11 protein-coding genes are annotated in these 12,040 nt (G+C 59.0%); 4 read left to right on the top strand and 7 right to left on the bottom strand.

The genetic code is table 11. The annotated features are described in order from the left end of the window. The first annotated feature begins 343 nt into the window (after window positions 1-343). A complete protein-coding gene (locus tag PH605_RS04780) occupies window positions 344-913 on the top strand; it encodes a CarD family transcriptional regulator (protein WP_003505223.1) in 570 nt (189 codons plus the stop codon). Between the two features lie 72 nt (window positions 914-985). Here PH605_RS04780 and PH605_RS04775 read toward each other — a convergent pair whose 3' ends face one another. Then, a complete protein-coding gene (locus PH605_RS04775; RefSeq protein ID WP_142844424.1) occupies window positions 986-1,489 on the bottom strand; it encodes a L,D-transpeptidase family protein in 504 nt (167 codons plus the stop codon). A gap of 286 nt (window positions 1,490-1,775) precedes the next feature. On the opposite strand from PH605_RS04775, the gene PH605_RS04770 reads away from it, so the two are divergent. Both PH605_RS04770 and PH605_RS04765 read left to right on the top strand, forming a co-directional pair. Beyond that, entirely contained in the window at window positions 1,776-2,459 is a 684-nt protein-coding gene (locus PH605_RS04770; protein ID WP_003505216.1) for a response regulator transcription factor, read from the top strand. 147 nt (window positions 2,460-2,606) lie between these two features. Beyond that, entirely contained in the window at window positions 2,607-3,062 is a 456-nt protein-coding gene (locus PH605_RS04765) for a cyclic nucleotide-binding domain-containing protein (RefSeq protein WP_003520283.1), read from the top strand. Window positions 3,063-3,082: 20 nt separating this feature from the next. Here the strand turns inward: PH605_RS04765 and PH605_RS04760 are convergent, their stop codons facing one another. The 6 genes from PH605_RS04760 to tesB all read right to left on the bottom strand — a co-directional run bounded on the left by PH605_RS04760 (window position 3,083) and on the right by tesB (window position 10,532). Continuing rightward, window positions 3,083-3,886, bottom strand: coding sequence for an exodeoxyribonuclease III (locus PH605_RS04760; protein ID WP_065656875.1), 804 nt, complete (start codon window positions 3,884-3,886; stop codon window positions 3,083-3,085). A 162-nt stretch (window positions 3,887-4,048) separates the two neighbouring features. Continuing rightward, window positions 4,049-4,774 (bottom strand): outer membrane lipoprotein carrier protein LolA, encoded by a 726-nt coding sequence (locus PH605_RS04755; protein ID WP_065656876.1) that lies wholly within the window; start codon window positions 4,772-4,774, stop codon window positions 4,049-4,051. Between the two features lie 50 nt (window positions 4,775-4,824). Next, the gene (locus PH605_RS04750) at window positions 4,825-7,491 is read right to left on the bottom strand and encodes an FtsK/SpoIIIE family DNA translocase (RefSeq protein WP_161987771.1); all 2,667 of its coding nucleotides are present in this window, start codon (window positions 7,489-7,491) and stop codon (window positions 4,825-4,827) included. A 214-nt stretch (window positions 7,492-7,705) separates the two neighbouring features. After that, on the bottom strand, window positions 7,706-9,055 hold the full coding sequence (locus PH605_RS04745) for an ammonium transporter (protein ID WP_065656878.1): 1,350 nt from the start codon (window positions 9,053-9,055) through the stop codon (window positions 7,706-7,708). Window positions 9,056-9,084: 29 nt separating this feature from the next. Next, window positions 9,085-9,435 (bottom strand): P-II family nitrogen regulator, encoded by a 351-nt coding sequence (locus PH605_RS04740; protein WP_004444057.1) that lies wholly within the window; start codon window positions 9,433-9,435, stop codon window positions 9,085-9,087. A 212-nt stretch (window positions 9,436-9,647) separates the two neighbouring features. Next, window positions 9,648-10,532, bottom strand: a complete 885-nt coding sequence (tesB, locus tag PH605_RS04735) for an acyl-CoA thioesterase II (RefSeq protein WP_142844422.1) — start codon at window positions 10,530-10,532, stop codon at window positions 9,648-9,650. Between tesB and PH605_RS04730 the strand changes: the two genes are divergently transcribed. Next, on the top strand, window positions 10,508-11,833 hold the full coding sequence (locus tag PH605_RS04730) for a ubiquinone biosynthesis hydroxylase (RefSeq protein WP_374996949.1): 1,326 nt from the start codon (window positions 10,508-10,510) through the stop codon (window positions 11,831-11,833). The two genes, tesB and PH605_RS04730, sit on opposite strands and share 25 nt — an antisense overlap. The last annotated feature ends 207 nt before the right edge of the window (window positions 11,834-12,040 follow it).

The raw sequence follows: 12,040 nt of genomic DNA, 5'->3' as shown, positions 1-12,040 counted from the left end.
TCTGCGGCTAATTTTTAGGCGGTTCTTTGGCTGCCATGTGATGTTGCGGCCACGGTCGAAGCAAATTATTGATTTGCGCCTATTTTTGTGGTACACCAACGACACTGATCCACAGCGTGGCATTTGTGTGCCCAAAAACACCACGAAAGCAACACCTCTTTTGCACGCGGTTTCCGTGACATATCGAGCGTTTACGTTATCGAACCCCGCAAGACGGGAAGGTGTGTTTTTGCGTGCACGGCTGGACCAGTGCGGAGTCACCTGACGGTTCCCCCGTCTCATCAGGGCCTGACCGACCCAACCCCGGCATCCCCGGGTATGTAACAGGGAGTTTTTAGAACGAATGACGACCCAGCAGAAGAAATCTCCAGCACATCACGGTTTCAAGACCGGTGAAGCGATTGTGTATCCCGCTCATGGTGTCGGTACCATTTCTGCCATCGAGGAACAAGAAGTCGCCGGCATGAAGCTTGAGCTTTTTGTCATTGATTTCGAAAAAGACAAGATGCGTCTTAAAGTTCCCGTCGCCAAAGCCGTCAGCATCGGCATGCGCAAGCTTTCCGAAGGCGATTTTGTCGAGCGGGCGCTGAAAGTGGTGCAGGGCAAGGCGCGTGTGAAGCGTACCATGTGGTCGCGCCGCGCGCAGGAATATGATGCGAAGATCAATTCCGGCGATCTCATCGCGATTGCGGAAGTCGTGCGCGATCTCTACCGTGCGGAAAATCAGCCGGAGCAGTCCTATTCCGAGCGTCAGCTTTATGAAGCTGCTCTCGACCGCATGGCGCGCGAAATCGCCGCCGTCAACAAGATGTCCGAAACCGAGGCTGTTCGCCTGGTGGAAGTGAACCTTGCCAAGGGCCCCAAGCGCGGCAAGACCGTCGAAGAGGACGATTCTCAGGACGAAGCCGCTTAATAACCGGCTTTCTCCCTCTAAAAAAACCCGCCTTGATGGCGGGTTTTTTGTTGCCCGATTGCAGGCTGAAATTCACAGGATGCGGATTTTCGTGCCTTTGCGCAGATGCGGCAGGATGCGCCGCATGTCACGGGGATGAAGGGCGACGCAGCCCGCGGTCGGCTCATATCCCGGCCTGATCAGATGCATGAAGATCGCCGAGCCGCGGTTGCGGCGTCTCGAGGTGATATTCCAGTCGAGCACCAGGCAGACGTCGTAGAGGCTGTCCTTCCGCATCATCTCTTCATGGCTCGGGGCGAAGGGCGCCTTGACCAGCCTGTTGTAACTGGGGCTACGGGGCTCGTCGCACCACAGCATGGACTTGCGTGTTCGCTGCATCGGCAGTGCCGTGGCGATGCCGGGAAGGCGGTCGCCGCGATAAAACCCGTGCAGCAGGCCGATGGTGGAGATGGGAGATTTTCCGTCTCCCTCGCGTTTCAGCGCAGTGCGGCCATTGCGTCCGATCGCGGCTGGAAAGGTGAGATGCCCGAGCTGGACGATGGCGCGGCTGATTTTCGACGGGACCGGCCGAACCATGAGCGTCGATGCGCGTTTACGTTGTCTTACGGGCTGGGTGCTCATGTTTTTCACGAGATTTTGCTTTGCAGGTTATTTAACGTGAAGTCATAGCACTTCGTTATATCATGGCAATGGGTTGACCTTTTATCGGCAAACCGCTGAATTGGCTGATAATTAGAGCGCCGGGCGTCTTTTGGGATGCATAAGGGACGCTCTAACTCTTTTAAACTACGCATCGTGTCTCTCGAAAATCGAGCCTGATTTTTGGGCCGATGCGCTAAAGTAAGAAAGGCTGAGAATCCGAATGACGGCTCGCACTATCCTTCTGGTGGACGATGACGACGATCTTCGGGAGACGCTGACCGAGCAATTGTCTCCCTATGAGGAATTCTCGCTGCTCAGCGGCGCCAATGCCGCGCAGGCGATGCAGACCGCCAAGACCGCCCAGGTCGATCTTCTGATCATGGATGTCGGCCTTCCGGATATGGACGGCCGTGAGGCGGTAAAGCTGTTGCGCAAGGGCGGCTTCAAGGCGCCGATCATCATGCTGACCGGGCATGATACCGATTCCGATACTATTCTTGGGTTGGAAGCCGGGGCGAATGACTATGTGACGAAACCCTTCCGTTTCGCCGTGCTTCTGGCGCGTATCCGGGCGCAGCTGCGTCAATACGAGCAGAGTGAGGATGCGGTTTTCACCGTCGGTCCCTATCAGTTCAAGCCCAGCCAGAAGCTGTTGACGACGGAGGACGGCAAGAAAATCCGGCTGACGGAAAAGGAAGCGGCGATCATCCGTTATCTCTACCGCGCCGGCAGCACCGTCGTTACCCGCGACGTCCTGCTGGAAGAGGTCTGGGGTTACAATTCCGGTGTGACAACGCATACGCTGGAAACGCATGTCTATCGTCTGCGCCAGAAGATCGAACGCGACCCGTCCAACGCCGAGATTCTGGTGACCGAGAACGGCGGATACAAGATCGTTCCCTGAGCAGGTGCTTCTTTTTACCTGTTATGTGTCCAAAGCTCACGCTGCGCGTCCGAAAAGGCGCGCGGCGTTCTAACAGCTTGTATTTTGAGGGCCGATATTGGAAAACCGCTATAGTGGTGCAGGCGTTTTTCCGGAGTAACGATCGACATGGCCTTGACGGACGATATCATGCTGCTGGGGCAAGTGCCGTTATTTGCGGGGTTCAGCGATGACCAGTTGCGGCTTATCGCCTTCGGTGCGGAGCGCCGCCGTGTATCGGCCGGACAGACATTGTTTCGGGAACACTCGCCGGCCGAATGCGCTTTTGCGGTGACGGCTGGCCATTTCGAGCTTTTCACGGCAGGGCGGGATGGCAAGCCCGTGCTGCAGGCGACGCCGGGCAAGGGGGCGCTGCTTTCGGAGCTTGCGCTTTTCACGCTCTGCGAACGGAAGTTTACTGCCGTGGCAGTGGAGGATTCCGAAGTCATCCGCATAACGCGCATCCTCTTCCACCGGCTGGTGGAGGAGTTTCCGGAGGTTGCCGATATCGTGTCGGCGCGTATTCGCGACAATATCGCGTCGCTGGCGGCAGGGGCGGCTCGTTTGCAGAACCGCTTCGTCTGACGCCAGACAATTCAGCCTGTTCAGAATCGGAAATGGGCGGTGACGGGAACATGGTCGGATGGCCGGTTCCAGCCGCGGGCCTCGCGCAATATGTCGATTTTTTCGAGCGAGGAACCGAGATCCTGCGAAGACCAGATGTGGTCGAGGCGGCGGCCGCGATCAGCCGCTTCCCAGTCCTTGGCGCGGTAGCTCCACCAGGTATAGATCTTTTCTGTCTCCGGCACGTTCAGGCGCATCAGATCGAGCCAGTTGCCCTTTTTCATGATGTCAAGCATGCCTTCGGTTTCGACGGGCGTATGGCTGACGATCTTCAGAAGCTGCTTGTGCGACCAGACGTCATTTTCGAGCGGTGCGATGTTGAGATCGCCGACGAGAATGGACGAGGTGCCAGGCACGCCATCGGCGCGCAGCGCCTTCATTTCCTCGATAAAATCCAGCTTGTGGCCGAATTTCGGATTGATCGAGCGATCCGGCTCGTCCCCGCCTGCCGGCACATAAAAATTATGCAGTCGCACGCGGCGCGATCCGACCTGGAAAATCGCGGAAATATGCCGCGCATCGCCGACGCCACAATAATCCTGCCGATGGTCTTCGATCAGCGGAATCTTCGAGGCGATGGCGACGCCGTGATAGCCCTTCTGGCCATGGATGATGACATGCTCATAACCGAGCGCCTTCAGCGGCTTCATCGGAAACTCGCCATTCGGGCATTTCGTTTCCTGCAGGCAGAGAATGTCGGGTTTGTAACGTACCAGAAACTGCTCAACAATCGGCATTCTGAGCCTGACCGAGTTGATGTTCCAGGTGGTTATCGAAAACGACATGCATGTGCTCCGCTTTTACTGCCGCGAGCCGCCTGGCTCGTGACATGTTTCCGGGGCGCAGGCTTATAACATTGCGACGAAAACGGGAATGTATTTTAGCGGTAAAATGAAAAAGGCGACCGCAGGGTCGCCTTTCCAAGAATTTCCTTGGGGCTTGAAGCCTCAGCCGCCTTTGCGGACTTCCTCGTAATTGATGTTGAAGACGCGTTCATCCAGGTTCACGCCGGTCTGGACGTTGAAGATCATGACGGTCGTGTCCTTGTTCTGGGCATCGGTCGTGGTCCATTGCCTCAGATCGAAGGTCTTCGGATCGAACATCAGGGTAATTGTGGAATCGCCGAAGACGCTCTTGTCGCCCAGCACGATGGTGGTCAGGTCCGATTCTTCCTTGACGTTGCGAACCTTCTGATTGCCGAGATCGATCTTGTCGGACAGAAGCAGGCTGAGCGGCGTCTTGGAGAGCGGATAAAGATCCCACGTCTTGAGCTTCATATTGCCGATAACGACGTTCTTGCCGTCGGCGATGACCCGCATGGGCGAGGGGTCTTCGTAGTTGAAGCGGAGTTTGCCGGGGCGTTCGATGTAGAACTTGCCGCCGGTCTGTTCACCGCGCGGGCCGAACTGGACGAATTCCCCCATCATGGTTTTGACCGATGAGAAGTGATTGGCGATTTTCTGCGCTGTCGCCGTGTTGCCGGCTGCCTGGGCAAAGGCGTCAAGCGGCGACAGGCCGGCCATGATTGCGGCCATGGAAAATGCCGTCAGCACGCCACGACGCGTCACGCTGTTTTGCGGTGTGTTTGCGTTGGCCGTTTCGCCGGTGGTGAGGTCGTTCATTCTATTCTCCTTCATCGCAGCGATTGTCCGCATAAAAGGCGGCGGCTTCATGACGTTGAAAGCGTGTAATAACGCTTCTTCGCCCCGCTTGGTTGCGGACGTTACCGCTCGATGATGTCTGCTTCCGTCGGTACGAGTATTTCACGTTTTCCGGCGTGGTTGGCGGGGCCGATAATGCCCTCCTGCTCCATGCGCTCGATCAGCGAGGCGGCGCGGTTGTAACCGATGCCGAGACGCCGCTGCACATAGGAGGTGGAGGCTTTGCCATCGCGAAGCACGACGGCCACGGCCTGATCGTAAGGGTCCTCGGAATCGGAGAAACTGCCGGCGCCGGTCGGGCCGCCGCCATTGCCTTCCTCGTCGTCTTCCTCGGTAATCGCTTCCAGATATTCCGGTGCGCCCTGTGTCTTCAGATAGGCGACGATCTCTTCCACCTCGTTGTCGGAAACGAAAGGACCGTGCACGCGCTGGATGCGTCCGCCGCCTGCCATATAGAGCATGTCGCCCATGCCGAGCAGCTGTTCGGCGCCCTGTTCTCCAAGGATGGTGCGGCTGTCGATCTTCGACGTCACCTGGAAGGAAATGCGGGTCGGGAAGTTTGCCTTGATCGTGCCGGTGATGACGTCGACGGAGGGGCGCTGGGTCGCCATGATGACATGGATGCCCGCGGCGCGCGCCATCTGCGCTAGGCGCTGCACCGCGCCTTCGATGTCCTTGCCGGCGACCATCATCAGGTCGGCCATCTCGTCGATGATGACGACGATATAGGGCAGGGGCTTCAGATCGAACTCTTCCGTTTCGTAGATCGCCTCGCCGGTCTGGCGGTCGAAGCCGGTCTGCACCGTGCGGGTGAGTATCTCGCCCTTGTCGAGCGCCTGCTGCACGCGGCTGTTGAAGCCGTCGATATTGCGCACGCCGATCTTCGACATCTTCTTGTAGCGCTCTTCCATCTCGCGCACCGTCCACTTCAGCGCCACGACGGCCTTTTTCGGATCGGTAACGACGGGAGAGAGCAGATGCGGAATGCCGTCATAGATCGACAGTTCGAGCATTTTCGGGTCGATCATGATCAGCCGGCACTGTTCCGGCGACATGCGGTAAAGCAGCGATAGGATCATGGTGTTGATGGCGACCGACTTGCCCGAACCTGTGGTGCCGGCAACGAGCAGATGCGGCATCTTGGCGAGATCGGCGATGACGGGTTCGCCGCCGATGGTCTTGCCGAGCGCCATGGCGAGTTTGGCCTTGCTGTTTTCGAAATCGCGGCTGCCGATCAGTTCCCGCAGGAACACGGTTTCGCGCGTCTGGTTCGGCAGTTCGATGCCGATGGCATTGCGGCCGGGAACGACGGCGACACGGGCGGCGATCGCGCTCATGGAGCGGGCAATGTCATCGGCAAGGCCGATGACGCGCGAGGATTTGATGCCGGGCGCGGGCTCCAGTTCGTAGAGCGTGACGACCGGGCCGGGGCGGACATGAATGATTTCGCCCTTGACGCCGAAATCCTCGAGAACGCCTTCCAGAAGGCGGGCGTTCTGTTCCAGCACTTCCTCGCTTAGCATATTGTCGCGCACGACATTCTTCGGCTCCGCCAGAAGGTGGACGGTGGGGAGCTGGAAACCGTCTGCGGCGATGAAAGAGGCCTGCGCTTCCCTTGCCACGCGCTCACTGGGCTTCGGGCGTGCGGAAGGGGCGGTTATTCTGGGCTGCCCGCGTCCCGGCGCCTGTCGGGCCGTGAATTTCTGGTCGGACTCGTCGTCGGAGAGAATGCCGTTCGGCAGCCTGCGTCCATCCGCGTCGAAGGTTTGTTCGTCATCCATGTCCTCGTCATGATCGAGCGCGATGGAGGGAGGTGACATCTGGCGACGCGATGCGGCGCGTTCTTCGAAAGACGGCTCTGCGCGCTGGTCGAGGCGGTTGATCGCGGTCTTGAGGCGCGACGGTTCGTTCAGCGTGCCGAATTCATATTCGTTGAAGTCGTAAGGATGTTCGAATTCATCGTGCAGTGATTTCGACTTCAGGCCGAACAGGCGGCGCAGGCGCGCCTGGGTGATGTACCAGTAATGCGCCAGCGCGCCGAAGGCGAGCATATTGGCGAAGAAACCCTCGCCGTCGTCTTCGTCATCCTCTTCGGCCTCACGGGCGGCGCGGGCCTTGCTGGGGGCGACGGGAGCGGCCTCTTCGCGTTCCAGCTCGTCATCCAGACCGCCAACGACACCGGCGGCAAACAGCATCAGCCATGCGGCAGGCGCCGCGAATATCAGACCCAGTACCGTGGCAATCGTGCCGGTGGGGTAAGCGCCGATAAAAAGGGCGGGAAAACGCAGGATCATGTCACCGATGACGCCGCCGATGCCGTTCGGCAGCGGCCATGTCACGGGGGCCGGAAAGCAGCCGAGCGAGGCGGCGCAGACGATGGCGCCTGCGACCCAGGCCACAAGGCGAACGGGTATGCGGTGGAATTTGCAGCCGGCGATCAGCGCGATCGCCCAGGCGATGACAGGCAGGAGCGAGATGATTGCGGAAAGCCCGAGGAACTGCATCACGATATCGGCGAAAATCGCACCGCCGTAACCCAGAAGATTGGTGGGCTGGTTTCCTGTCGCGTAGGAGAGGCTCGGATCCGCGACATTCCATGTCGCGAGCGCGGCGATGCCCAGTGCAATCGTGGCCAGCAGAGCGAAACCGGCGAGAGCCATGATCTGACGCACGAAAAACGCCGTCAACACGAAGCGCGTGTGACGACCATCGAATGTCGGAGAATGCATTCTGCCCATGTCCCTGAACCCGTCGTTTTATGGTTTCGGCAAGATCCGGCAGGAGACCTGATCCCGGATTGACAGGGAAAACTAACCGCTTGCTGGTTAATGTCGTGTTAACCATGCGGTTTTTTGAAGCGCTTCAGATTTACGGCAAAGAAAAAGGCCCGCCGGAGCGGGCCTTCTTTTGGGAGAGGGGATGGAGAACCCCTTTTCCCGGATATCAGGAGTGGTACGCGGCTTCGCCGTGGGTTGCGAGGTCGAGACCTTCGCGTTCGGCTTCGACCGGAACCCGCAGACCGACGATCACGTCGACGATCTTGTAGAGGATCGCGGAGACGATGGCGCACCAGACGATGGTGATGGCGACGGCGACGAACTGCGTCCAGACCTGCGAGGCGATGGAGAAGTCTTCCTTGCCTGTGCCGCCAAGCAGCGGCGAGGTGAAGATGCCGGTGCCAAGAGCGCCGATGATACCGCCAATGCCGTGTACGCCGAAGACGTCAGCCGTGTCGTCGTAACCGAACTTGTTCTTCACCACGGAGACGAAGAAGTAGCAGATCGGCGAGACGATGAGGCCGAGAACGATGGCACCCATCGGGCCGACGGAGCCAGCGGCGGGCGTGACGGCGACGAGACCGGCGATCATGCCCGAAGCGGCGCCCAGCATGGAGGCCTTGCCGCGGGTGAAGCTTTCAACCAGCGACCAGGAAACGATGGCGGCTGCAGTTGCGAGGAAGGTGTTCATGGTTGCGAGAACCGCACCGCCCGATGCTTCGAGGTTGGAACCGGCGTTGAAGCCGAACCAGCCGAACCACAGCATGGCTGCGCCGACCAGCGTCAGCGTCATCGAGTGGGGGGCCATCATGTCCTTGCCGAAGCCGGTACGCTTGCCGACCATGATCGCGCCGATCAGGCCTGCGATGCCGGCATTGATGTGAACGACAGTGCCGCCGGCGAAGTCGAGAGCGCCCATGCCGAAGATCAGGCCGTTTGCATCCCAGACCATGTGAGCGATCGGGAAATAGACGAAGGTGGCCCACAGGATGGTGAAGAGGATGACGGCGGAGAATTTGACGCGTTCTGCGAAGGCGCCGATGATCAGCGCCGGCGTAATGGCCGCGAAGGTCATCTGGAAGGCGATGAAGGTGTATTCGTAGATCACGACGCCCTCAGAGAAGGTTGCCGAGGTGCTGTCAAGCGAAACGCCCGACAGAAACAGCTTGCCGAAACCGCCGAAATAAGGGCCGGTGCCGCCGCCAAAGGCGAAGGAGTAACCGTAGATTACCCAGACGAGCATCATGACTGCGCCGACGACCGTGCACTGCATGAGAACGGAGAGCATGTTCTTGGTGCGGACAAGACCGCCGTAAAACAGGGCGAGGCCCGGAACGATCATGAAAAGTACGAGGATCGTCGCGACATACATGAATGCGGTGTCGGCTTTTTCCGGAACGGGAGCGGCCGCGGCCACTGCCGGCGCTGCATCCTGGGCAAAGGCGATGGCCGGAGCCATCAGGGCCGCCGCTGCGGCGCCCAGCTTGCCGAGCGTTGAAAACTTGTTGAGTTGCATAGCTAGAAAACTCCCCTGTCAGCCGTGCTTCAAAGCGCTTCTGTGTTGGTTTCGCCGGTACGGATGCGCACGGCCTGTTCGATAGAGTAGACGAAGATCTTGCCGTCACCGATCTGCCCGGTCTTTGCCGCAGACGCGATCGCTTCGACAGCCTTGTCGACGACGTCGGATGGAACTGCGATCTCGATCTTCAGCTTGGGAAGGAAGCTCACCGCATATTCCGTGCCGCGATAAATCTCGGTATGCCCCTTCTGGCGTCCGTAACCCTTTACCTCGGTCACGGTCAGGCCCTGGATGCCGACGCCGGTGAGCGCTTCGCGCACTTCATCCAGCTTGAACGGCTTGATAATGGCCATCACAATTTTCATCTGGTTTCCCATCCTTTGTTTTGTCCTCGGCACGGAGCCGACTCTCCTGCCGCTGGCAGATCAGTAACAGCGACTGCGGACATACATTCAAAGGGCGTGCCAGTTTTGAGTGTGTATCTAACGTATTGAAATATAAAATTTATATGAAGGGCGTCTGAAAAAGGGGCATTTGTCGCCAAAATTTGCGTCTATTAAATGTGCGATTTTAAAAAAAAGCACATTATTTAATCATTTGCCCTTTTGCGGATCAAACCCTCCTGCGCCACGGAGGCGACCAGTTCACCCTGTCTGGTGAAAATATTGCCACGGGTCAAACCGCGTGCGCCGGAAGCGCTGGGGCTGTCCTGTGTGTAGAGCAGCCAGTCATCCAGTCGGCAGGGGCGGTGGAACCACATGGCGTGGTCGAGGCTCGCCACCTGAATGGACGGATCGAAGATGGTCGTGCCATGGGCGTAGAGGGAGGTGTCGAGCAGGGTCATATCCGACAGATAAGCGAGAATGGCCGATTGCAGGCGCGGATCATCAGGCACATCGCCGACGGCGCGAACCCAGATATCCTGTTGCGGTTCGAGTTTTTCCCTGGAGATATAGTGGGTCAGCGATACCGGCCGTATCTCTATCGGCCGCTTGTTGCTCCAGTATTTGCGGATAGAGGCGGGCGCCTTGGCAAGAAAGGCCGCCTGCATCTGCTCTTCGCTCATCAGTTTTTCAGGCGGCGTCACGTCAGGCATTTTGATCTGATGGTCGAAACCATCCTCGAAAATCTGAAACGACGCCGACATGGAAAAAATGGCCTTGCCATGCTGGATGGCGACCACCCGGCGTGTGCAGAAGCTCGCGCCGTCGCGGATGCGCTCCACCTGGTAGACGATAGGCACCAGCGGATCGCCGGGGCGCATGAAATAGGCATGCAGCGAATGCACGAAACGGTCGTTATCCACGGTTCTTTGCGCGGCGATCAGGGCCTGCGCGATGACCTGGCCGCCGAAAACCCGCTGCCAGCCGATCTGCGGGCTTTCGCCCCGGAACAGGTTCTCTTCCAGCTTCTCAAGATCGAGTGTGGCGATGAGATTGGCCATCGGGTCTGACGTTTGCGAGGGATGCGACATTTTTTCGGCCTGCTCCGGCTGTAGGAAGACGTCACATGGTCTATAGTGCGCCGATGATGCGTGCACAAGATTCGAGGAGAAGCGCGATGCTGGACGTAGTGGTGGCAGGCGGCGGATATGTCGGTCTTTCCGTTGCTGTCGCAATCAAGCAGGCGGCCCGGCATCTTGATGTGCAGGTGGTTGAGGCCTCTCCCGAGGATGTCTGGTCGAAGGACGTTCGCGCTTCCGCCATTATTGCCGCAGCCACCCGGATGCTCGATGTTTTCGGCATATGGAACGAGATCGAGCCGGAAGCGCAGCCGATACACAAGATGATCGTCACCGATTCGAAGACCGCCGATCCGGTGCGTCCTGTGTTCCTGACTTTCGACGGCGCCGTGGAAGAAGACAGGCCGTTTGCCCATATGGTTCCGAACGTCGCCCTGGTGGGCGCATTGCGAGGCCTGTGCGAGCGCCTTGGCATAAAAATCCGTCACGGTCTCAGTGTTTCCGATTTTACCGCGGGTCCCCAGTCGACGGCCATTCGCCTTTCCGACGGGTCGACGCTCGAAGCGCGATTGCTGATTGCCTGTGACGGCGTTCGCTCCGCGCTCAGGGACATGGCCGGTATCAAGACCGTGCACTGGGCTTATGATCAGTCCGGTATCGTGACGACCGTTGAGCATGAGCGGCCGCATGAGGGCTGCGCCGAAGAGCATTTCCTGCCATCCGGCCCCTTCGCCATCCTGCCGCTGAAGGGAAACCGCTCTTCGCTCGTCTGGACCGAACGCACGGCCGATGCCGACAGGCTGGTAGCCTCCGACGATCTGGTGTTCGAGGAGGAACTGGAGCGCCGGTTCGGTCACAAGCTGGGTCCTCTTCGTCCGGTCGGTCCCCGCCGCGCCTTCCCACTGGGTCTGACGCTGGCGCGTTCTTTCGTTGCACCGCGTTTCGCGCTTGCGGGCGATGCGGCCCACGGCATTCACCCGATTTCCGGGCAGGGCCTCAATCTTGGCTTCAAGGACGTGGCGGCTCTCGCCGAAACCGTGGTCGAGGCCGACCGGCTCGGCCTCGATATCGGCTCACTCAACGTTCTGGAGCGTTACCAGTCGTGGCGGCGTTTCGACACGTTGCGGATGGGCGTGACGACGGATGTGCTGAACCGGCTTTTCTCCAACGATATTGGCCCTATCCGTATCATGCGTGATTTCGGTCTCGGCGTGGTGGATCGTTTGCCGGGTCTCAAATCCTATTTCATCGGTCAGGCCGCCGGCACGACGGACGCTAATGCGCCGCGTCTGCTTGCCGGCGAGGCGCTCTGACCCGACCCTTCGTCATCTTTCGGATCGGCTTTTCCGGGATTGCCGCTTGACAGCCGATTCCGGGATTTTCTGCCCGGCGGCTTTACCGTAAAGCCGAATCCGGCCAAGGACTTATCCGGATTCACAATCTGGTATGGTCTGCGCCCTCACCAACCAGATATTGCGGAGAACAAAAGCTGAATCCCATCGAGTCAGCGATTCGTATTC

Origin of the sequence: Agrobacterium sp. CFBP 3001, assembly GCF_027871605.1 — a bacterium.
Taxonomy (GTDB): Bacteria; Pseudomonadota; Alphaproteobacteria; order Rhizobiales; family Rhizobiaceae; genus Agrobacterium; species Agrobacterium leguminum.
Note: the sequence above shows the minus strand (reverse complement) of the source record. Positions and strands in the feature narration are given on the sequence as shown.

Excerpts from the sequence above, each read along its gene's own strand:
- PH605_RS04745 (WP_065656878.1), bottom strand. The coding sequence starts at position 9,055 with ATGCAACTCAACAAGTTTTCAACGCTCGGCAAGCTGGGCGCCGCAGCG.
- tesB (WP_142844422.1), bottom strand. The coding sequence starts at position 10,532 with ATGTCGCATCCCTCGCAAACGTCAGACCCGATGGCCAATCTCATCGCC.
- PH605_RS04770 (WP_003505216.1), top strand. The coding sequence starts at position 1,776 with ATGACGGCTCGCACTATCCTTCTGGTGGACGATGACGACGATCTTCGG.
- PH605_RS04740 (WP_004444057.1), bottom strand. The coding sequence starts at position 9,435 with ATGGGAAACCAGATGAAAATTGTGATGGCCATTATCAAGCCGTTCAAG.
- PH605_RS04760 (WP_065656875.1), bottom strand. The coding sequence starts at position 3,886 with ATGTCGTTTTCGATAACCACCTGGAACATCAACTCGGTCAGGCTCAGA.
- PH605_RS04765 (WP_003520283.1), top strand. The coding sequence starts at position 2,607 with ATGGCCTTGACGGACGATATCATGCTGCTGGGGCAAGTGCCGTTATTT.
- PH605_RS04775 (WP_142844424.1), bottom strand. The coding sequence starts at position 1,489 with ATGGTTCGGCCGGTCCCGTCGAAAATCAGCCGCGCCATCGTCCAGCTC.
- PH605_RS04750 (WP_161987771.1), bottom strand. The coding sequence starts at position 7,491 with ATGCATTCTCCGACATTCGATGGTCGTCACACGCGCTTCGTGTTGACG.
- PH605_RS04780 (WP_003505223.1), top strand. The coding sequence starts at position 344 with ATGACGACCCAGCAGAAGAAATCTCCAGCACATCACGGTTTCAAGACC.
- PH605_RS04755 (WP_065656876.1), bottom strand. The coding sequence starts at position 4,774 with ATGAAGCCGCCGCCTTTTATGCGGACAATCGCTGCGATGAAGGAGAAT.